12 protein-coding genes are annotated in these 23611 nt (G+C 45.2%); all 12 read left to right on the top strand.

The features are described 5' to 3' along the window. Nucleotides 1-46 precede the first annotated feature (46 nt). The 12 genes from ABDD94_RS18375 to ABDD94_RS18320 all read left to right on the top strand — a co-directional run bounded on the left by ABDD94_RS18375 (nucleotide 47) and on the right by ABDD94_RS18320 (nucleotide 23512). Nucleotides 47-3238: a SusC/RagA family TonB-linked outer membrane protein gene (locus ABDD94_RS18375; RefSeq protein ID WP_345953455.1), complete on the top strand. Its 3192-nt coding sequence runs from the start codon at nucleotides 47-49 to the stop codon at nucleotides 3236-3238. 11 nt (nucleotides 3239-3249) lie between these two features. Further along, a complete protein-coding gene (locus tag ABDD94_RS18370; protein WP_345953454.1) occupies nucleotides 3250-5064 on the top strand; it encodes a RagB/SusD family nutrient uptake outer membrane protein in 1815 nt (604 codons plus the stop codon). 438 nt (nucleotides 5065-5502) lie between these two features. After that, nucleotides 5503-7104 carry a polysaccharide lyase gene (locus tag ABDD94_RS18365; protein ID WP_345955993.1) on the top strand — a complete coding sequence of 534 codons (1602 nt, stop codon included), beginning with the start codon at nucleotides 5503-5505 and terminating at the stop codon, nucleotides 7102-7104. 5 nt (nucleotides 7105-7109) lie between these two features. After that, nucleotides 7110-10268, top strand: a complete 3159-nt coding sequence (locus ABDD94_RS18360) for a DUF6298 domain-containing protein (protein WP_345953453.1) — start codon at nucleotides 7110-7112, stop codon at nucleotides 10266-10268. Nucleotides 10269-10272: 4 nt separating this feature from the next. Next, nucleotides 10273-11670 carry a glycoside hydrolase family 140 protein gene (locus ABDD94_RS18355; RefSeq protein WP_345953452.1) on the top strand — a complete coding sequence of 466 codons (1398 nt, stop codon included), beginning with the start codon at nucleotides 10273-10275 and terminating at the stop codon, nucleotides 11668-11670. Nucleotides 11671-11796: 126 nt separating this feature from the next. Next, nucleotides 11797-12720 (top strand): glycoside hydrolase family 43 protein, encoded by a 924-nt coding sequence (locus tag ABDD94_RS18350; protein WP_345953451.1) that lies wholly within the window; start codon nucleotides 11797-11799, stop codon nucleotides 12718-12720. Nucleotides 12721-12739: 19 nt separating this feature from the next. Next, nucleotides 12740-14590, top strand: coding sequence for a six-hairpin glycosidase (locus ABDD94_RS18345; RefSeq protein WP_345953450.1), 1851 nt, complete (start codon nucleotides 12740-12742; stop codon nucleotides 14588-14590). Next, nucleotides 14590-16029, top strand: coding sequence for a sialate O-acetylesterase (locus ABDD94_RS18340; RefSeq protein ID WP_345953449.1), 1440 nt, complete (start codon nucleotides 14590-14592; stop codon nucleotides 16027-16029). Before ABDD94_RS18345 ends, ABDD94_RS18340 begins: the two co-directional genes overlap by 1 nt. A gap of 8 nt (nucleotides 16030-16037) precedes the next feature. Next, a complete protein-coding gene (locus tag ABDD94_RS18335) occupies nucleotides 16038-18824 on the top strand; it encodes a glycoside hydrolase family 2 TIM barrel-domain containing protein (RefSeq protein WP_345953448.1) in 2787 nt (928 codons plus the stop codon). Beyond that, entirely contained in the window at nucleotides 18821-21580 is a 2760-nt protein-coding gene (locus tag ABDD94_RS18330) for a family 78 glycoside hydrolase catalytic domain (protein WP_345953447.1), read from the top strand. The genes ABDD94_RS18335 and ABDD94_RS18330 overlap by 4 nt, the downstream gene beginning before the upstream one ends. Before the next feature lie 37 nt (nucleotides 21581-21617). Further along, nucleotides 21618-22349: a DUF3826 domain-containing protein gene (locus tag ABDD94_RS18325; protein ID WP_345953446.1), complete on the top strand. Its 732-nt coding sequence runs from the start codon at nucleotides 21618-21620 to the stop codon at nucleotides 22347-22349. A gap of 11 nt (nucleotides 22350-22360) precedes the next feature. Continuing rightward, the gene (locus ABDD94_RS18320; RefSeq protein ID WP_345953445.1) at nucleotides 22361-23512 is read left to right on the top strand and encodes a sialidase family protein; all 1152 of its coding nucleotides are present in this window, start codon (nucleotides 22361-22363) and stop codon (nucleotides 23510-23512) included. The last annotated feature ends 99 nt before the right edge of the window (nucleotides 23513-23611 follow it).

Here is a 23611-nt window from a genome sequence, read left to right as displayed (position 1 = left end):
CCCGAAAAGAAGATTAAACCCAATTATTGAACCACAAAAATTAGAAATGAAGAAATTTTTACTATTCTTACTGCTATCCGTATTTACCGGAACGGTGTTCGCGCAAACGCGCACTATAACCGGTAGTGTTGTTAGCAGTGATAAAAACGAGCCGCTTGTTGGCGTAACCATACAAGTAAAAGGCAATACCACAGCTGCACAAACAGACGTTAACGGTAAGTACTCATTAAAAGTAACCAACCAGCAAAACGTTGTTTTGACTGTAAAATATGTAGGCTATGCTTACCAGGAGCATACGCTGAGAGTTGGTGAAAACAACCTGGATGTAAAGCTCGTGCCATCTGCCGCAACCAACCTGGAAGATGTAGTTGTTGTTGGTTACGGTACGCAAAGAAAGGCCTCACTTACTGGAGCCGTAGCTCAAATTAATATGAAAGCCGTTGAAGATATACCTTCAACCAATCTTGCAGCTACTTTACGTGGCCAACTACCAAATGTTAGCATATCAGGTGGCGTTGATCGTCCGGGTAATAATGCCAGCATTACCATTCGTAACCCTAAGTTTTTTGCTAAAGACGGTGCGACAGATCCGCTGTATATTATTGATGATGTTCAGCGTACGTTAAATGATTTTAACCTGCTGGATGCTAGTGAGGTTGAAAGTGTAACTATCCTGAAAGATGCAGCTGCAGCCATATACGGTATTTTGGGTGCTAACGGTGTTGTAATCGTAAAAACAAAACGAGGCAAAGCCGGTGCTCCTAAAATCAGCTACAGTGGTTCGTACGGTATAACCGATGCAACGATGCTGCCCACAATGATGAATGGATTACAGCAGGCAACCTACCTGAACGATGTATTGCAGGTTCAAAACAACTTTTTAATAAAGCCTAACGGCGATTATACCAATCCTACCACTGGCGTTACAACCCGCATAACCGGCTATTACACGCCTGATGAGCTTGATTATTTCTCCAAAAATAATTACGATCATATTAAAGAAGCGTGGCAATCATCATACATTATGCGCCATGCAGTAAATGTTAGTGGTGGCAGTGATAAGGCAACCTATTTTGCAGGAACAACTTATACCAAACAGAACTCAAATTTTGCAGGTGTAAGTACGGATAAGCTAACGTTCAGATCGAGTGCTGATGTAAGGGTAGCAAATGGTTTAAAAGTAGCCGCATCGGTAAGTGGTGCATTTGGTAATAATAAAAGGTATTATTTTAAGCAAGGCTCTGAAAGTTTGAATAACGATTTTATCTCATTGTTAGCTATCCCGCAATTCAGGCCTATGTACTATAATGGTTTGCCTGTATTGCAGGCTACCAATACAGGTTCAACAGAAGGAGCTCACTTTTTTGAAGTACAACGTTTAGATAACTACACGTTGCAAAGAAGTACGATGCTGAACGTGCAGTTGAATGCTGACTATGAGGTTCCGTTTGTTAAGGGGTTAAAAGCCAGTTTGAGCTATAACCGTAACATCAATAATGATTTTAGCAAACAATACGGTACACGCTATAACCTGTACAATTTTGAGGGAACAGGTGACAACAAGCATATTGTTGGTGGTAACCTTGTAAATGTTGTGTCTGCCAAAAATGGCGATATCGTAAGATTTAACCCGGGCTTTTTAGATGTGTATCAGTTTAATGGGATCTTAAACTATGCCAATAAATTCGGTAAACATGATATCTCAGCAATTGCATTATTTGAACAGCGCGATACACACGGTGAAACATTGGTGGCATTACGTGAAGGCACTTTAGTTGGTGGTTTCGATAATATGAACTTTGCAACCGGTGCACAAGCGACCGACCAAGCCAATGGGCAGATTAAGAATTTTGGACGCCTTGCATATGCCACTCGTGTAAACTATGCTTATGACAGCAAATACCTGGTAGAAGTATCTTTACGTACAGATGCTAACAATAATTTTGCGCCTGGTAAACAATATGGTTTCTTCCCGTCAGGCTCATTAGGATGGGTAATATCTGAAGAAGGGTTCTTTAAAAATAAAGTAAAATTTGTCGACTTCCTGAAAGTTAGAGGGTCAGTTGGTTTATTGGGTAACGATAGTTCCAAACCTTTCTTATATCAGGAAAACTACAAACTCGAAACCTCAAAAGCGGCCGTGTTTGGCGGTAACAATGACCGAGGTTTAACTTACGCACCTAACGTTGTTATTGCAAATGCAAATACTACTTGGGATAGTAATTTGACTACAAACTTTGGTATTGATGCACAACTTTTCAGCAACAGATTGTCGTTAACAGCTGATGGGTACTTTTCGCACAGATATAATATGCTTTCGGCATTAACTTCTTCGGTACCTGCAACTATTGGAACAGCTCCACCGACAGAAAACTTTGCTTCAGTTAATACTTTTGGTTACGAAATATCACTGGGATGGAGAGATAGAATAGGTAAAGATTTCACTTATAACTTTAGTCCATTCTTTGCATGGAGTGATGACAGGAATTTAATTGTTGACCAACCACTGGGCAATGTTGGTACCTATCTTGAAGCTAATGGTTTTTCAAGCGATAAAGGAACGCTGGCTTACCATACTTTGGGCATGTTCAGGTCACAGGCGGAGGCTGATGCCTATGTTGTAGCTCATCCTGGTTACACTATTAAAGGTCAAAAGCCAATGGCAGGTATGTTATACTACCAAGACGTTAGGGGCCCGATGGATGCTTCAGGCCGCTATACCGCTCCTGATGGTAAGATTAATGATGAGGACATGGATTACCTCACTAACAAAGCTGACAATCACTATAGCCTTGGTTTAAACTTTGGCGCTGGTTATAAAGGTATAACGTTGGCGGTAACTATGGGTATGAGCTTTGGTGGGCAGGGTGCAATTGAAGGCGATGCACGTAAACAGGCAACTGCTACCATTAATCGTCCGGAGTTTTGGTCAGATCACTGGACACCTGAAAATCCTAACGCAAAATACCCAAGTCCATACTACAAAGATACTTATGATCTTCCATCAGACTTCTGGTTTGTTAGTTCCTATACTTTCAGAGTATCAAACGTTAATTTAGGTTATGCTTTCCCGGCATCTTTAACCAAGAAGATGGGAATTGGCAGCTTGCGTGCATTTGCAGTAGCAACCAATCCTTTAAACTTCTACAACCCGTTCACCTACCGGGATAATGCCTCGCCGTATAACGTATATCCAAACTTAAAATCGATATCGTTTGGTTTAAATGTTGGTTTTTAATCAGTAACAAAATGAAAAAATTATATACAGTAATAATAGCGGCTTTATGTGTGCCAATGCTGCTTACAAGTTGTAAGAAAGCATTAGATAATGTTGACGAAAACTACTCAGTGGCCAGTCAGATATTTAATGACTCAACATTAGCGGTATTAAATCTTAATTATATTTACGAGCAGAATTTACCAGGCTGGGCAGGCATTAGCCCCAGTAGCGCTATCTCAAACCCCACAGGTATTTCTGATGAAGGATATGCAGATGTGAAGTTTTTTAGAGGAACTTTAGGTGTTTCTGAAGTGGGTGATATTGCAACCGGTGTAAACGTAACCAATAATTATGGAAAGATACGTTTTATCAACACATTCATCAGAGATGTTAAAGCAGGCTCGCTGCCAGCAGGTACTAAAAATCGTTTAATATCTCAGGCGTTGTTTTTGCGCGCTTTCAGATATTTTGACCTGGTTCGCCTTTATGGCGGTGTACCGTTGGTGTTAACGCCTTTAGAGGCAGTTGGCGATGAAGCCAAAGAGGCCGCGTTGGTTCCCCGTAGCAAAACTTCAGATTGTATTAAGCAAATAACTGCCGATTTAGATACCGCGATTAAGTACCTGCCAAAAAAATGGGCATCATCTGCTGATTGGGGACGTTTTACTGCTGGCGCAGCAGCAGCGTTTAAAGGGCGTGTATTAATTACCTGGGCTAGTCCGCAATTTGTTACCGAAGGTGTGAGTGATCCAAATGCACCAGCAAGCATCCCTGAAAGGTGGGAATCAGCTTATAATACCTGCAAGCAAGCGGTAACACTTTTAGGCACCGATTGGAAACTTAATACTTCTTACCAAAATATGTGGTTTTCAGAAGTTAGCAATCCCGAAGCCGTAATGGTGACCGGTTATAATAATCTTACAACAGAAACCCGCAAACCGAACACCTATGATAATCAGGCCCGTCCTGCTTATATGGGAACAGGTAGCAGCAGTACTTATCAGCCAACCTGGGAAATGGTAAAGGCCTACCCAATGCTTGACGGTAAGGCACCCGGCACATCAACAAAGTACACTTACAACGATCAGAATTTTTATCAGAACCGTGATCCGCGCTTCAATGCAACTATAGCCTACAATGGCGCCGTGTGGCCACTCATAGGAAATCAAAACTACCGTTTATGGACTTATTTTGTTAGCAACAAAACTGTTGAACCAGGCACAGCCAGTACAACAGGTTTTTATTGCCGCAAGGCGGTTGATCCAAGTGTACTGCAAAGTAACGTGCAGTTTGTTGGAACCGACTGGATGGAGATACGTTATGCAGAAGTATTATTAAATCTTGCGGAGGCGGCCGCTGCGACTAACCGCCCTCAAGAAGCTTATGACAACTTGATTTTGGTACGTGCAAGGGCTGGTATTGAAAAAGGGGCGGATAATTTATACGGTTTATCAGCAGGTTTAAGTGGAGCTGCACTTATTAATGCTGTGATGTATGAGCGCCAGATTGAATTTGCTTTTGAAGGTAAACGCTTCTGGGATTTACGCCGCCGCAAATTATTTGCATCGGTATTAAACGGTAAAGTACGTACAGGTAGACAAATCAACCTGAATGCCGGAGCACCTGCAAGCCTTTCAACATCACCTTACGTAGGTCGCGATGCATTGACAAATGATCAGGCGTATGCATTCTTTACTATTCTTCCAAAAAACCTGGATAATGGATACACCATTGCCTGGAAAGATGAATACTATTTCTTCGGGATACCCCAGGCTACAATGACTAATAATCCTAAAATACAGCAAAATAAGGGTTGGGGTGGTAATTTCGATCCGCTTCAATAGTTGGGCTACTATAATAAAAAAGGGAAGTACATGTACTTCCCTTTTTTATTATAGTATTGTATGATATTAACAGACGGTAGTGGTTTGTAAAAAGGTGCTTAAATTTGACTTAACACTCATTTATGTGCCTTTGTAACAACTTTGCTATCATTAGCCTTTAAACACTTGAGAGGTGGTTATGCTAATATGTTATAAGAGTTTGTTAAGATTTTATATAAAATGCCAAGCCGTACATTGCATATTTGAAATAGTTAAATTTTAGAAACCAAGAATTACCTAAGTTTCCTTTACTGTATTTGTAATTTGTTTTAATTGGTAGTCCGCTTTAGGCTGTATTAATTAGAAACACGATTAAGTACTTATTTAAACCGCTATATAATGAGAAAAAGCTTTTTCCTGCTGTCACTGTGTTCGGCTGCATTTTTTGCCAAACCAGTGATGGCCCAATACCCTCAAATTCCGGCCGATGTTGCCGCCGCCAGCAATGCCATGATGAAGGAGGCAACACGCAAGTCAGACTCGGCCTGGAAGATTGCTTACACAGCTGTTGATTATGATATGCGCCATGGCAAACCTTATATTCCATGGGCTGCGCGTCCAAATGATTTACCGCAGGCAGATCTACTGGCTTTCCCAGGAGCAGAAGGTGGCGGTGCGCACTCATTTGGCGGTCGTGGTGGCAAGGTATATGTGGTAACCAGCCTGGCCGATAGCGGCCCCGGCACTTTGCGCTGGGCATGTGAGCAGGGTGGTGCACGTATAATCGTTTTTAACGTATCAGGCATCATCCGCATTAAAAGTCCTTTAATCATCCGGGCACCATATATTACTATCGAAGGCCAGTCGGCCCCGGGCAGTGGTATCTGCGTAGCTGGTGAGTCGGTTTGGATAAACACCCATGATGTGGTGCTGCGCTATATGCGTTTCCGCCGTGGCGAAACGAATGTGGGCCGCCGTGATGATTCACTAGGCGGCAACCCGGTAGGTAACATCATTATCGACCATTGTTCAACCAGCTGGGGATTGGATGAAAATATGTCCATCTACCGTCACATGTTCGATCCGGGCGATGGCTCAAAAGAAGAAAAGCTGGGTACTGTTAATGTAACCATTTCCAACTGTATCTACTCAGAATCGTTAGATACCTGGAACCATGCTTTTGGCAGTACTACCGGTGGCGAAAACAGCTTGCTTGTACGCAACTTATGGGCCGATAATACTGGCCGTAACCCATCAATTGGCTGGAACGGCATTTACAACTTTGTAAACAACGTAGTATTTAACTGGGTACACCGCTCAATGGATGGCGGCGATTACACAGCTAAATTTAACATCATCAACAACTATTTTCAACCAGGCCCGGCCACGCCTAAAAACGAGCCGGTAGGTCACCGCATTTTGAAACCCGAATCAGGCCGTTCTAAATTAAAAGAGCGTGTATTTGGTATGGCTTATGTGAACGGTAACGTAATGGAAGGCTATCCTAAAATTACTGCTGATAACTGGGCTGGTGGCGTTCAGGTAGAAGGTGAGGGTGGTAAAGAAATGGCTGACGCCGGTCAGTATACCGATTACATGAAATGGAACAAGCCTTTCCCTATGCCGGCTGTTAAAATATCGTCAGCTCAGGCTGCCCGCCAATTCGTGTTAACCAATGCAGGTGCAACCCTACCCGTGCGTGATGCTGTGGATGCGCGCATTATCAAACAAGTGGCTACCGGTAAAATTGAATACAAAGAAGGCGTTAAACTGCCTGATACACAATTTAAACATCGCCGCCTGCCAATCGACTCCTACAAGATTGGAATCATAACTGATCCAAGCCAGGTAGGTGGTTATCCTGATTATAAAGGTACGCCTTATAAAGACAGTGATAACGATGGTTTACCTGATGCCTGGGAAACGGCGCATGGGTTAAATCCTAAAAATGCGGCAGATTCACCAGCCCTTGCTAAAAATGGCGGAGGTTACAGCAACATCGAAGTATACTTAAATGAGTTAGCTAAAAAAGGCGAAAAGAGCACAGCATCAGCTAAATAATTTAAATGACAGTAAGTCTTAACAAGAACATAAGATTTTTGGTTGGTTGCATGTTAGGGTGCATGTTTATACATGCGCCCGCATGGGGCCAAAAGGCGCCGCCTAAAGCTAAGCCCCAACCACCAGTAGCCGCTGACAAGAGCGGCAAACTTGTTTATGCGGTTGATGCCAAAGGGGATCGCATACCCGATTATTCGTACGCCGGCTATAAAGCCTCAGAGCAGGCCATACCCGATGTGGCTGTTAAAGTAGTGGTGCCCGTAAAAGCAGGTGACGCTACTTTGCGTATACAAGCTGCACTGGATTATGTAGCATCGCTACCCATTGGTAAGGATGGTTTTAGGGGAGCTGTGTTGCTTAATAAAGGAACATACGAAGTAGGCGGTAGCTTAAAAATAAATGCATCGGGCGTGGTGCTGCGTGGCAGTGGCATGAGCAATGGCGGCACAACACTTATTGCGGCAGGTACCGATCGCGAAACTTTTATTCGAGTAGCCGGGCAAGGCAACCGCAGTGTAAGCGATACCCTGAAAATTACCGAAGCCTATGTACCGGTTAATGCAACGTCTTTCAAGGTCGCATCGGGTAAGTTTAAAGCAGGTGATGAGATACTCATTCGCAGGCCAAGCACCAAGAACTGGATTGACTTTCTTAAAACTGATCACTTTGGTGGCGGCATTACCACCCTGGGCTGGAAGCCGGGCGAGCGTGATATTGTTTGGGACAGAAAAGTAACTGCTGTAAACGGTAACACCATTACTGTTGATGCGCCGTTAACAACAGCGCTTGACTCTGCTTATGGCGGTGGCCTGGTAAGTCATTACGCCTGGACCGGTCGTGTTGAAAATATTGGTGTCGAAAACCTACGCCTGCAATCTGCTTATAACGCAGCTAATCTTAAAGATGAGGCCCACCGATGGATGGCCATTACGCTCGAAAATGTGCGCGATGCCTGGGTACGGCAGGTAACTTTTGAGCATTTTGCCGGTTCGGCCGTGTTTGTGCTCGAAAGCGGCAATCGTATCACTGTTCAGGATTGTAAATCACTAGCTCCTGTTTCAGAAATAGGTGGCTATCGCCGCAATACATTTTGGACCATGGGCGGGCAAACCTTGTTTCAGCGTTTATACGCCGAGCAGGGCTTTCATGATTTTGCTGTGGGCTATTGTGCGCCCGGACCAACAGCATTTGTGCAATGCCAGGCTTCGCAGCCGTACAGTTTTAGCGGTCCAATTGATAGCTGGGCTTCGGGCGTGCTATATGATGTGATGAATATAGATGGACAGGCCTTAAGTTTTATGAATCGCGGCCAGGATGGGCAAGGCGCCGGCTGGAATGCCGCGAACAGCCTTTTATGGAATTGTAGTGCAGCACGTGTAGATTGTTACCAGCCACCCGGCGCTCAAAACTGGGCGTTTGGTACCTGGGCACAATTTGCAGGCGATGGCTACTGGGGCGATTCAAATAATACGCTTAGTCCGCGCAGCTTTTACTACACACAGCTCAAGCAGCGTTTAGAACGGGATATCAGCAAGCAAGCCGATATTTTAGACATTGAGACCGAAGCATCGAGCAGTCCATCTGTAAAGGTAGCTGCTCAGCTCACGGCTAATTCGGTAAAACCTGCAGTAACTATTAGCGATTGGATTGACCAGGTACCGCAGCGCCACGCTATACCGGTTAATGCACAAGGTGTAAAAACTATAGACCAAATTGGTTACAAACAACCTGTTGCCCCAACTATGGCTGGAGTAATGCAGGTAAGTAATGGCTGGTTAGTTAGAGGAAATTCGGTACTGAGTGGCATGCGCATGGATGCCCCCTGGTGGAATGGTTCTATCGATCCGGTGTATCTTAAAAAAGGAGCAAAACCAGCTCTTACCCGTTGGGTACCTGGCCGTACAGGCACCGGTTTAACTGATGATTTGAACGAAGTTGCTAACTGGATGCAAAAGCAGCACCTGATAGGTTTTGAACAAAACTACGCTTTGTGGTATGAACGCCGCCGCGACGACCACGAGCGCATACGCCGTATAGATGGCGATGTTTGGGCTCCCTTTTATGAATTACCCTTTGCCCGTAGCGGTAAAGAAACCGCATGGGATGGCCTGAGCAAGTACGATATTACGCAATACAATAAATGGTACTGGAGCCGCCTGAAACAGTTTGCCACCCTGGCCGATCAAAAGGGCTTGGTACTTATAAACCAAAATTATTTTCAGCATAATATTATTGAGGCCGGTGCGCATTATGCCGATTTCCCTTGGCGACCTGTTAACAATATTAACAATACCGGTTTCCCTGAACCAGTACCTTACGCAGGTGATAAACGTGTGTTTATGTCTGAGCAGTTTTACGATGTAAACCATCCGGTACGCCGCAAGCTGCATCAGGCTTTCATCCGCCAAAACCTGGATAATTTTACCGGCAACAACGGCGTCATACAAATGATTGGCGCTGAGTTTACCGGTCCGCTGCACTTTGTTCAGTTTTGGGTAGAAACCATACAACAGTGGGAGAAAGAAAAAGGCAAGAAGGCCATTATAGGCTTAAGCACTACTAAAGACGTGCAAGACGCTATCCTGGCCGATCCTGCCCGTTCCTCAACTATTGATGTGATCGATATCCGTTACTGGCACTATCAGGCCGATGGCAGCGCTTATGCACCTGCCGGCGGCCTGAACCTTGCGCCTCGTCAGCATGCCCGTTTACTAAAGCCTAAGGCAACATCGTTCGAGCAGGTTTACCGTGCAGTAAAAGAGTACCGCCAAAAGTATCCCGCAAAGGCAGTCATCTACTCGGGCGATAGCTTCGATAAGTTTGGTTGGGCCGCTTTTATAGCCGGTGGTTCATTACCAAATTTGCCTGCAGGTGTTAATCAGCAGCTATTGGCCGATGCTATAGGTATGAAAGCCTTAGAGCTAACCGGCAATCCTAAGGATCAATGGGCACTGGGCAATCCGGCTAAAGGTTTCATTATTTACAGCAATACCGGAGCTGTAGCTCCGGTTGCAACGGATGCGAATGCCAATTACCAGGTTAACTGGATAGATCCCAGAACAGGCAATAACTTATCGGCACCTAAGCAACTGAAGGGCGCTAAACTTGTCGGTTTGCAAAGCCCGGCTAACGGCGCTGCGGTATTGTGGTTAAAACGTATTTAAAGTTATGTCAAAAAAAATCATCTGCATATTATTTTTGGCGGTTATAGGCTTTGCTTTTATAGTGAAAGAGCCTGCACAACTGCCCCAGCTTAAAGTATCATCTAACAAACGCTATTTCACTACCAATAATGAAAAGCCGTTCTTTTGGCTGGGTGATACAGGCTGGCTGCTGTTCTCTAAACTCAATCGTGATGAGGCAGAAAAGTACCTGGAAGCCCGCCGCAAGCAAGGATATAACGTAATACAAGTAATGGTTATTCACGACATTAATGAAGTGAATATTTACGGCGACTCGGCTTTAGTTTCGGCCAACATTGCCAAGCCTAAAGTTACCCAGGGTAGTAACCTGGCTAATACTACAGAATACGATTATTGGGACCATGTAGACTGGATAGTAGACCGTGCAGCCGAAAAGGGTTTGTACATGGCTTTGGTACCTGTTTGGGGATCGGTTGTCAAATCAAAAACCGGTCATGTTAATTCGGCTAATGCTAAAGTTTATGCTGATTTTTTGGCCGAACGTTATAAAAACCGAAGCAACGTAATTTGGATGAATGGCGGCGATATTGCCGGCAGCGATTCAACACAGGTATGGAACACCATTGGCAGCACCCTGCGCACCGGTAACCCCGACAAACTGATTACTTATCACCCCCGTGGCCGTACGCAATCATCCACCTGGTTTCATAACGAAAGCTGGCTGGACTTTAATTGCTTCCAATCTGGCCACCGTACTTATGCACAAGATACCTCTGCCAAAGATTTAAAGTATGGCGAGGATAACTGGAAATACGTAAAAGTTGATTACAACAAAACGCCCGTTAAGCCTACGCTGGATGCCGAGCCATCGTACGAAAAAATACCTTACGGTTTACACAACGTTAAACTGCCGCGTTGGAAAGCTGCAGATGTTCGTCGCTATGCCTACTGGTCGGTATTTGCAGGAGCTTGCGGTTACACGTATGGCAATAATGATGTAATGCAAATGCATAAGCCTACCGATAAAGGCAGTGCTTACGGCTCCAAGGAATACTGGTACCAATCCATTAACGATCCGGGTGCGCTGCAAATGCAGTATGTGAAGAAACTTATGCTTTCGCGTTCGTATTTCGACCGTGTACCCGATCAGTCTTTGATTGCAGGTAAACAAGGCACACGCTATAATTACCTGCTGGCTACCCGTGGCAGCAACTACGCTATGGTATACACTTATACAGGCAAAACTATAGCGGTGAATACTGCTAAGTTAAAAGGCGCTAAAATAAAAGCTTCTTGGTTCAACCCTCGCACCGGGCAAACCACCCTGGTGGGCACGCAAACCAAAACGGCTACCATGAACTTTAATCCGCCCGGCCAGCCGGCTAACGGCAACGATTGGGTGCTGATACTGGATGTAGTTTAAGGGAAGGAGATAGGTCTGATGAAAAGTTTGAATTCAAAAAGTGGACTGTCATTTCGCGCATATTTGAAGAATCTTCTTAAGGCGAAAAGTCCGTCCGTTCCGAAAGATCTCTTACTATCGTTTAAGATGATAAAGCTTGTTTGGTTGCTGGGCAGCTTAATGCTCATCACATCATGCGCATCCAAAAAAGACGTGTATATGTTCACGTCATTTAACGAACCGGCCTCGGCAGGTTTGCGTTTGCTGTACAGTACCGATGCTTACAACTGGACCGACTTAAACCATGTTTTTATCAAGCCAGAGGTTGGTGATGCCAAAATAATGCGCGATCCTTCCATTGCTAAGGGGCCGGATGGTACCTTTCATTTGGTTTGGACTACCGGCTGGAAGGCCGATCAAGGTTTTGGTTATGCCAGCTCTAAAGATTTGATTCATTGGTCGGCACAGCAGCATATTAATATTATGGCTAATGAGCCGACTACCGTTAATGTGTGGGCGCCGGAAATATTTTATGACGATGAAGCTAAGCGCTTTATCATTGTATGGGCATCAACCATCCCTTTTCGCTTTCCCAAAGGGCAGGAGGATGAGAATAACAACCACCGCCTTTACTATACCGCCACAACAGATTTTAAAACCTTTACGCCAGCCAAGCTTTTCCTTGATCCCGGCTTCAGTGTAATTGATGCGCAAATTTTAAAGAGAGGCCGTCAGGATTATGTACTGGTGATGAAAGATAACACGCGGCCTAACCGTAATATATTGGTGGCTTTTGCCAATAACCCGTTAGGGCCATACCATGACTACTCGAAGCGTTTTACTGAATTGTTTTCTGAAGGCCCTAATGCGACCAAGACAGGCGATAAATGGCTCATTTACTATGATTCTTATCGCCTGAAACGTTACGGCGCTATGCAAACCACCGACTTTAAAACATTTACCGATATATCAAACCAGGTAAAAGTACCCGAAGGCCACAAGCACGGTACTATATTTAAAGTAAGTAAAAAAACGTTAAATAATATTAAGAAAGAGATAGGCCAGCAGTAATGCAGGCATTATAAAACCTATGAAGATATTGAAATTTAAATATTTGTTAACTGTAGTTACTGCTATAAGTGTGGCAACCATTACTAATGCGCAGGATACGGTACACTATAGCGGTAATACGGTGGTTAATGTTGATTACCATCATGGCCAGTTAACGCCGGTGGTAGGTGTACATAGTCAGCAAATATTCAGGGCCAACCGCGAACATCCTGAGCAGGCCGAGGGCTTTGGGTTTACCTATAATCACGCACCCATGCTGGCTTACTGGAAAAATACTTTTTATGTTGAATACCTGAGCGATAAAGTAGGCGAAAGTGTGCCACCAGGCCAAACGTTAGTAATTACCTCTAAGGATGGTAATACCTGGTCTAAACCAACAGTGGTTTTTCCACAGTACAAAATACCCGATGGTACTACCAAACCCGGTAACCCGGGCGTTGCTAAAGATTTAATGTCGGTGATGCACCAGCGTATGGGTTTTTATACCTCCAAATCGAACCGCTTGCTGGTACTGGGCTTTTATGGTATTGTGCTGGATGCGCACGACGATCCAAATGATGGCCTGGGTATTGGCCGCGTGGTACGTGAGGTGTTGCCTAATGGCAAATATGGCCCTATCTATTTTATACATTACAATCCTAAATGGAATGAGAGCAACACGTCATACCCTTTCTATAAAAAAAGTAAAGACAAAGGGTTTGTTCAGGCCTGTGATGAGCTGATGGCTAACCCGCTCATGATGATGCAGTGGGTAGAAGAAACCGACCGTAAAGACCCGCTTATTCCATTACATAAAGAGTACAAGGCATTCAACTATTATCACCTGCCTGATGGCCGCGTAGTTGGCTTATGGAAAAATGCCTTAACCGCCATTAGTACCGATAATGGTAAAACATGGCCACAGAATGCTGCACGTGCACCGCGCTTTGTAAACGCTACCGCCAAAATATGGGGGCAGCGTACCAGCGATGGTAAATATGCTACGGTGTACAATCCATCCGAATTTAGATGGCCGCTGGCCTTATCGGTAAGTGATGATGGGTTAGATTATAAAAACCTGCTGGTAGTGAACGGCGAAATTTCTACCATGCGTTACGGCGGTAATTACAAATCATACGGTCCGCAGTATGTGCGTGGTATTATTGAAGGTAACGGAACCCCGCCCGATGGTAAAATGTGGGTAACTTATAGCATGAATAAGGAAGACATCTGGGTTTCATCTATCCCGGTGCCGATTGCCAGTACGGTTTCCGAACATGCTAATGAAGATTTTAACAAGTTGCCTGCTGGCCATGAACTGGATAAATGGAACACCTTTAGTCCGCAATGGTCGCCTGTGGGTATCGAAAAAGCGCCTGACGGTACCAAAAGCCTTTCGCTGAAAGATGGGGACCGTTTTGACTATGCCAAGGCTGAGCGGGTGGTACCAGTATCTAAAAAGTTGGAAACAGAGTTTACGGTTACACCGGCGCAAAATAATACCGGTATGCTCGATATTGAGTTTCAGGATGAGAAAGGCCAGGCGGCTATCCGCCTAAGTTTCGACTCAACGGGCAACTTCCGGGCAAAGGCAGGGTACCGCTATAAAAACTTTATGAAATACGAGGCTGGTAAGGCCTACACCATTAAGCTGAAGTTTAATGTAGACACCCGTTTCTACTATGTAAATGTAAATGGTAAAGACCTCTCTCCGTCGTTGTTCTTTGCGCCTGTTAACAGCATCAGCCGCGTAGTATTCCGCACGGGCGATGTACGCCGTTTTCCGGATGCCGATACCCCGACAGACCAGAGTTACGACTTGCCTAAAGCTGGCGAACCGGTTAAACAGGCCGCATTCTATATCAAATCGTTTACTACAAAGCCTTATTGATGTTGAAACGTAGTTTCCATATAGCTCTTTTTGCACTTGCTATTTGCGGGTTGAAACCGCTAAGCAGCAAAGCCCAAGTGGTGCTGCCCAATATTTTAGGCAATGGTATGGTTTTACAGCGTAACCGACCGGTACCCATATGGGGCACAGCCGCAGCTGGCGAAAAGGTTACGGTTAAATTCGGCAAGCAACTCAAAACTGCCGTTGCCGGTACTGATGGCAATTGGAAAGTTCTTTTAAGCGCCATGCCAGCATCGGCAAAAGGCGAGAGCCTGATTATAACCGGCACAAATAAAATTACGCTTACTAATGTATTGGTAGGAGAGGTATGGCTATGCTCGGGCCAAAGCAACATGCAGTATGAAATGCGCAAGAACAGCAAAGTGGCCAGGCCCGATACTAGCACGGCTGCATCGCCTATTGATGAGTTAGAACGGGCGCATAACCCGGCTATCCGCATTTTTCTGGTAGACCGCAAACGTCAGGTGAAACCCGATTCAACTCATAGTGGTTGGAGCATAGCGCAGGATTCAGCCTTGCGTAATTTTTCGGCGGTAGGGTATTTCTTTGCTAAAAAGTTGCAACAGGAGTTAAAAGTGCCCGTGGGTGTGATCTCATCAGCAGTAAGCGGCAGCCGTATTGAGCCTTGGATAGATACCACCGCGTACGATAAAGAGCCCTACTTTAAAACCATAAAAGTACCTGCCGATCATGGTAAGTTTTATTACTCCATGATTAAGACCTTGGCACCTTATGCAATTAAAGGTGTGCTATGGTACCAGGGCGAAAGCAATGTGGGCGAAACCACCAGCTATATTTACAAAATGAAGGCGCTAATGGAGAGCTGGCGTAAAGTGTTCCAGAACGCAGCCATGCCTTTTTATTATGTGCAGTTGGCACCCTTCCTCAACTCGCAAGACAAAAAGTTCACTACAGAAACACTGCCGGAGTTTAGAGAAGCGCAGGAGCAAGTGCTGAAAATACCAAACACCGGTATGATCATTACTACCGATTTAAATGATAACGTAAAAAACATTCATCCACCATTTAAGTGGGAAGTGGGTCGGAGGCTGGCGTTGGTTGCCTTAGGTAAAACATATGCTTCAAAAGCTGAGTATTTGGGTCCAGTGTTTAGCAGCATGAAAGTAGACCGCGACCAGGCCATTTTAAGCTTTACCCATTTAGGTGGTGGCCTGATTAGCCAGGACGGTAAGCCGCTAACACATTTTACAATTGCAGGTGCCGATAATAAGTTTGTGCCCGCCAATGTAATGATTAAGGACAACCAGTTACTGCTTTCGGCACCGTCTGTTAAAAAGCCGGTTGCCGTACGTTTTGCTTGGGACGAAGCCGCTCAACCTAACTTTTACAACAAAGCCGGGTTGCCCGCTGCACCATTTCGTACTGATAATCCGCTGAATTTTAATCCAAATAATTAAGTGTTTTAATGAGAACTATCTACCTGCATATACTATTTTTTTGCCTGCTGTTTTCAACCGGGTTAAATGCCCATGCCCAGCAAACGCAAAAAATGTATCTGTCGGGTACCGGTAGCGATCATACGGTCAACTGGCAGTTTTACTGCTCAGCCGGGCGTAATTCAGATAAATGGACTACTATTCCGGTTCCCTCTAATTGGGAGCTACAGGGGTTTGGTAAATACAATTACGGTTGGGCTAAAGATACGGCCCGCGGTAAAGAGGTAGGGCATTACAAGTACAGGTTCAAAGTGCCGGCATCTTTTAAAGGTAAAACCATACAAATTGTATTTGAAGGCGCCATGACTGATACCGAGGTTAAAATCAATGGTAAGTCGGCTGGGCCTGTTCATCAGGGTTCGTACTACGCCTTTAAGTATGACATCAGCTCGCTAATAAATTATAACGGCGACAATTTACTCGAAGCTACTGTAGCCAAGCACTCGGCCAATCAATCGGTAAACGAAGCCGAGCGTAAAGGCGATTTCTGGATATTTGGCGGCATATTCCGCCCGGTATATCTGGAGGCATTGCCAGTACAGCATATTAGTCGTGTTTCACTGGATGCACAGGCCAGCGGAGATTTTAAGGCCGATATATATATGAAAAATGTATTGGCTAACAGTTTGGTATCCGCACAAATTTATACCATAACCGGCCAACCAGTAGGTGCATCTATAAAGCTGAACGCTACAGATACGCTGGTACATCTGCAAAGCAAATTTGCGAGCCCTAAGCTATGGTCGCCCGAGGCTCCCAACTTATATAAAGTAGTGTTCAACCTCATGCAAAATGGCAAGGTAATACATATACTCACTAAGCGCTTTGGGTTCAGAACCATTGAAGTAAAACAACGTGATGGTGTTTATGTAAACGGCAGCAAAATTAAATTTAAAGGCATTAACCGTCACTCGTTTTGGCCAACAACGGGCAGAGCATTGAGCAAAGCGCGCAGCATAGCCGATGTAAACCTGATGAAGGATTTAAATCTGAATGCTGTGCGTATGTCGCATTACCCGCCAGATGATCATTTTTTGGATGTATGCGACTCGCTGGGCTTGTTTGTAATGGATGAACTGGCCGGCTGGCACGGCCATTATGATACGCCTACCGGTACCAGGCTAACGCAAGCGTTGCTGCAGCATGATGAAAATCATCCGTCGGTTGTATTTTGGATTAATGGTAACGAAGGTGGTCATAACTATGAGCTCGATCCACTATTTAGAAAACTGGATATACAGCACCGCCCGGTTATACATGCCTGGGAAGATTTTGGTGGGTTTGATACCCAGCACTACCGCGATTTTAACTATGGCATAGGAAATTATGATAACGGCCACAGCATTGTTATGCCTACCGAATTTTTACATGGTATGTATGATGGTGGACATGGCGCAGGCATACAAGATTATTGGGAAGCCATGTGGCACAACCCGCTGTCGGCCGGCGGCTTCTTGTGGGATTTTGCAGACCAGGGCGTAGTGCGTACCGATAAAAACGGCGCTATTGATACTGATAAAGACCATGGTGCCGATGGTATTGTGGGCCCGTATCATGAAAAAGAAGGCAGTTTTTTCACAGTAAAAGAGGTATGGTCGCCGGTGCATTTCGAGCGCCGCGAAATAGCTTCAGGATTTGACGGTACTTTTGAGCTGGAGAACCGCTATAACTTTACAAACCTTAACCAGTGCAGCTTTACCGGTAAATTGGTGCGGGTTGCGGATACTTATGGCAAGGCTAAAGCCGCCGAGCAAAGTTTTGCTATTACTTCACCTAACATCGAACCATTTGAGAAAGGCAAACTTAAGCTTAAGCTGCCCTCCGATTATAAAGGCTACGACTTTTTATACATCACCGTAACCGACAACCACAAGCGCGAGCTGTTTACCTGGAGCTGGCCAATTACCCGTCCGGAAAGAGCGGCCCGTAAACTGGTGGTAAAAGATGCAAAAGGTGAGGTTATTGTAACGGAGGCCGATTCGCTTTACCGTGTTACGGCTAATGGAATTAAGCTGAGTTATAGCAAAAATAACGGTATGCTTCGGGCTGTCGAAAATGCTAAGGGTGCCATTCCATTCACAAACGGGCCTATCCTGCAAGAAGGCTTAACTAACTTTAAAGGTTTTACGCAGAAAATGGATGGCAAGAACTTGGTTATTGAGTCTACTTACGACCGTAAGGCCAGCTATAATACCCTACAGTGGACCATTTACCCATCGGGCTGGGTAAAGATGAAAGTACGCTATTTTCCCGGCGACTACTTCACCAGTTTTGTAGGTGTAAACTTTTCCTTCCCCGAAAAGCAAATGAAGTCTGTAGAATACATGGGTAGTGGACCATACCGGGTTTGGAAAAACCGCATGAAGGGTACTCAGCTGGGTGTATGGAAAAAAGATTACAATGATACTGAGACCGGCGAAAGCTGGGTATATCCCGAATTTAAAGGCTATCATTCAAATTTGTACTGGTGTAAATTTATAACCACAGGTCAGCCGTTTACGGTTGTGGCCGAGGATGAGGATACGTTTTTGCGCCTGTTCACCCCAACGGCAAGAGACGACCAGTGGCATAACTATGTGGTTAAATTCCCGTCGGGCGATATATCGTTTATGCAGGGCATAGGCGCTATAGGTAACAAAACACTGGGAGCCGAAGATACCGGGCCGATGGGGATGAAGCACATTTTTTACGATTACGAGAAGGAGCCTAAACGGGCCAAAGAATTGAACCTCTATTTTGATTTTTCAGGAAGATGAGAAGGACTTTAAAAATATATATGGGTATGCTTATTGGCTTGTGCCTCATGAGCGCCTCTACCTTTGCAGCCGATATCCAACTGCAAAATTTGCGTACCGAGATGCTGGTAAACCCACAAGGTATCGATGTAACCCAGCCGCGCTTAAGCTGGGAAATACAAAGTAGTGGCCGTAACGTTCAGCAAATGGCTTACGAAGTTTTAGTGGCATCCACTCAGGCTAAGCTGGCCGCCAACCAGGGTGATCTGTGGACTTCGGGCAAAACGGCCTCTAATGAATCGATCATGGTTACTTACAAAGGCAAGGCCCTTAAAAGTGGTACTGCCTGTTATTGGAAGGTGAAAGTGTACACCAACAACGGCGAAAGTGCCTGGAGCAGCCCGGCTAAATGGAGCATGGGTTTATTGCTGCCTGCCAACTGGAAAGCCAAATGGATAGGATATGAAAAAGGGTTTGCATGGGATAGCGTTTCTAAGTTTTCACGTTTATCGGCCCGGTATTTCCGTAAGGAGTTTGCTTCGGCAACGAAGGTGAAACGGGCAACGGCTTATATCTCTGGCCTTGGGCATTACGAGTTATATATCAATGGCAAATACATTGGTAACCAGGTATTGGCACAAATGCCTACCGATTATAACAAATCGGTACAGTACACCACTTATGATGTTACAGCTGAGGTAAAGCCAGGTATGAATGCTGTTGCAACCGTATTAGGCAACGGGCGGTATTTTACTATGCGTCCTAAGTACAAGCCTAAAAAGATAAAGGAGTTCGGCTTTCCAAAAATGCTGTTGCAACTGGATATTGAGTACCAGGACGGCCATCACCAACTGGTGGTAAGCGACCAAACCTGGCGCATGACCGCCGATGGCCCTATACGCACCAATAACGAATATGACGGTGAAGAATATGATGCCACTAAAGAATTGCCAGGCTGGAATAAAGCAGGCTATAATGATACTAAATGGCTAAAGCCACAACTTACGCCGGTGCCTACCGGTAAACTGGTGGCCCAAATGAGCGAACCTATTAAGGTGATGCAAACGCTTAAACCAAAAAAGCTGAACGAGTCAAAATCGGGCACCTATATTATGGATATGGGCCAGAACATGACCGGCTGGATCAAGTTTAAAGTAAAGGGCAAACGCGGTGATAAAGTAACGCTCCGCTTTGCCGAAACACTGCAAAAAGATGGAAGCCTATATATAGCCAACTTGCGCGATGCAAAGGTGACCGACGTTTACACTTTAAAGGGCAGCACCGAAGAAATATGGCACCCCGTGTTTGTTTATCATGGTTTTAGATATGTAGAAGTTACCGGTTATCCGGGCAAACCTAAAGAGAGTGATTTTACAGGTGAAGTGGTATATGATGCGCTGGCTACTATTGGAAGTTTCGAAACGTCAAACGATATAATTAACCAGGTTTATAAAAATACCTGGTGGGGCGTGGCTGGTAACTACAAAGGCATGCCGGTTGATTGTCCGCAACGCAACGAGCGTATGCCGTGGCTGGGCGACCGCGCTACCGGTTCATTGGGCGAGAGCTTTATTTTTGATAACCATAAGCTATACGCCAAATGGCTGGATGATATTGAGGAAGCGCAAACACCCGAAGGTGCCATCCCTGACGTAGCCCCGGCTTACTGGAACTATTACAGTGATAACATGACCTGGCCCGGCACCTATATCTTGATTGCCGATATGCTGTACAAGCAATACGGCGACCTGCGCCCAGCAGAGAAGCACTATGCCTCCATGAAAAAATGGCTCAGTTACATGCAGGGCAAATACATGAAGGATTACATCCTTACTAAAGACAAGTACGGCGACTGGTGTGTACCGCCCGAATCACCAGAATTAATTCACGCTAAGGATAGCACCCGTACCACAAACGGTCAGTTGATTGCAACAGCCTACTACCACCGCATGCTGTTCCTGATGAAGCGATTCGCAAAGCTGCTGAACAAACCACAGGATGCGCAAGCGTTTTCGGCTTTGTCAGTAAAGATTGCTGATGCCTTTAACGCTAAATTTTATAATGCACAAACGCAGCAGTATGACAATGGCACCGTAACAGCCAACCTGCTGCCTTTATATTTTGATATTACGCCTGTTGCTAACCGCAAGGCCGTATTTGCCAACATTGTTAAACGGGTAACCACTACCGATAACAGCCATATAGCCACCGGCGTTATTGGTACGCAGTGGCTCATGCGCGGACTAACCGAGTACGGCCGTCCCGATCTCGCTTATAAAATTGCTACTAATAAAGATTACCCCAGCTGGGGCTACATGGCCGAGCGCGGTGCTACCACCATATGGGAGTTGTGGAACGGTGATACGGCTAACCCAAGCATGAATTCGGGCAACCACGTAATGCTGCTGGGCGATTTGATAGTATGGTACTACCAAAATCTGGCGGCTATTAAAGCAGGTATTAACCAACCTGGCTTTAAACAGGTGGTTATGAAACCCATGCTTACCGATGGTTTAAGTTTCGTTAATGCATCTTACAAAACGCCGTACGGCCTGGTAAAAAGCGAGTGGAAAAAAGGTAATAATTTCGATTGGAATATTACCATTCCGGCAAACGCAACAGCTTTGATTTCTATTCCGGCAAAATCGGTTGATGCGGTAACTGAGGGCGGAAAAAAAGCTGCAGAGGCTGATGGGTTAAAGTTTGTGAAAATGGATGCAGGTATGGCAGTATTTGAGGCCGGTTCAGGTACTTACAGCTTTAAATCGGATTTATAGTCAAGTTTATTAAGAGAAGAAATTTCAATAACCAATTATGAAAAGCTTTAAACCATTATTCATCAGCGGAGCGGCAGCATTGCTTTTTACCGTAAATACTTATGCCCAGCAGGGTACATCTGCGGCCGATGCCAAACCCGCCATGACTGCCGAACAGCGGGCCAAGTCTGACGAAGACTCTAATAAAAAAGCGTCAGAATGGGTTGCAGCATTAACCCTAAACGACACTAAAAAAGAAACCGCGGTGAAAGAGGTTATAGCTACACATCTTAAAACCATACGCGACTGGAACAATGATCATCCGTATACTACCGTTCCGGCAGGTATCAACCCTTACACCGGCAAGCCATTAAGCACCATGAACAGGCAGATCATCGCTATTTCGGCCATGCCTAAATCGGTGCATGAGAACCTGATGAGCGGCCTGCGCCAAAACCTTACTGAGCCGCAGGTAGAAGCGATACTGGATAAGTACACCATTGGCAAGGTAGCATTTACCTTAAATGGCTACAAGAGCATTGTTCCAAATTTGACGGAGCAGGAAGAGAAGGTACTGACCGATAACCTGAAAAAAGCCCGCGAACAAGCAGTCGACTTTAAGAACATGACCCAGATATCGGCTATATTTGAGATATACAAAACTTATAACGAGCAATACCTGAATACCCACGGCCGTAACTGGCACGATATGTTTAAAGCCTATACCGATGCGGTTAAGGCTAAAAAGGCGGCTGCTAAAGCGGCTGCTGAGGGTAAACCTGCCCAATAAATACTACCAAAATGAAGTATACCTCAATTGCAAAAAAAGGAATTATAGCACTGTTGTTTTCTGCCATGGCAGGGATAGGTAGCGCCCAAACCATAAGTAACCCCTGGCGTAGCGGCATCGTTACCGATGAGTTTATTTATGAGAAAGCGCCTTACAAAGAGTGCCATTCATCAACCGTTGTTGAAACGCCTAAGGGCTTGGTAGCTGCCTGGTTTGGTGGTACCAAAGAGCGTAACCCCGATGTTTGTATTTGGGTAAGCCGCCTGGTTAAGGGTAAATGGACCGAAGGGGTAAATGTAGCCAACGGCATACAAAACGATACCTTACGCTATCCAACCTGGAACCCTGTATTATACCAGATACCGGGCGGCGAGCTGATGCTATTTTACAAAATTGGCCCGAGCCCATCCACCTGGAAAGGGTATTTTAAAACTTCTAAAGATGGTGGTATGACCTGGTCGGGACAAAAGGCTTTACCCGAAGGGTATTTAGGTCCTATTAAAAACAAGCCGGTATTAGTAGGTAAAAACTTAATTTGCCCAACCAGTACGGAAGGTAAAGGCGGCTGGCGCGTACATTTTGAGATAACCCCCGATTTTGGCAAAACCTGGAAAAAAGTAACAGTTGCTAAAGGGCCTGATTCTTTAGAAGCTATACAGCCAAGCATTTTAAAACACAAAGATGGCCGCTTGCAAATACTGGCCCGTAGCCGTAACCGTGCGGTGCTGGAGTCCTGGTCATTAGATCAGGGTATGACCTGGTCGCCGCTGGCTAAAACCAATTTGCCGAATAATAATTCGGGTACCGACGCGGTGACGTTAAAGGATGGCCGCCAGTTATTGGTTTATAACCACGTGCTGCCACCCGGAACATTAGCCAAAGGTCCGCGCACACCACTGAATGTAGCAGTAAGCAAAGACGGCAAAACCTGGTATGCAGCCTTGATCTTAGAAGATTCACCCATCAGCCAATATTCCTATCCGTCGGTTATACAAAGCAGCGATGGTATGGTGCACTTTGTGTACACCTGGCGTCGCCTGCGTATTAAGCACGTGGCAGTGAATCCTAAAAAGTTGAAACTGGTTGAAATTAAAAATGGTGAGTGGCCTAAGGTAGCCGGTTATACGTTGCCGGAGATAAAAGCGGATAGTAAGGATTTATAAAGCTAAACTATACCAATGTTGTTGCAAGGAGCGATAACAACGTGGCGATCTCCTCAAGCTTGGTCAATAGCCTTGTATATAGAGATTGCTTCGTTCCCT

It is taken from the genome of Mucilaginibacter sp. PAMB04168 (genome assembly GCF_039634365.2).
Taxonomy (GTDB): Bacteria; Bacteroidota; Bacteroidia; order Sphingobacteriales; family Sphingobacteriaceae; genus Mucilaginibacter.
This window is presented reverse-complemented; position numbering and strand designations above follow the sequence as displayed.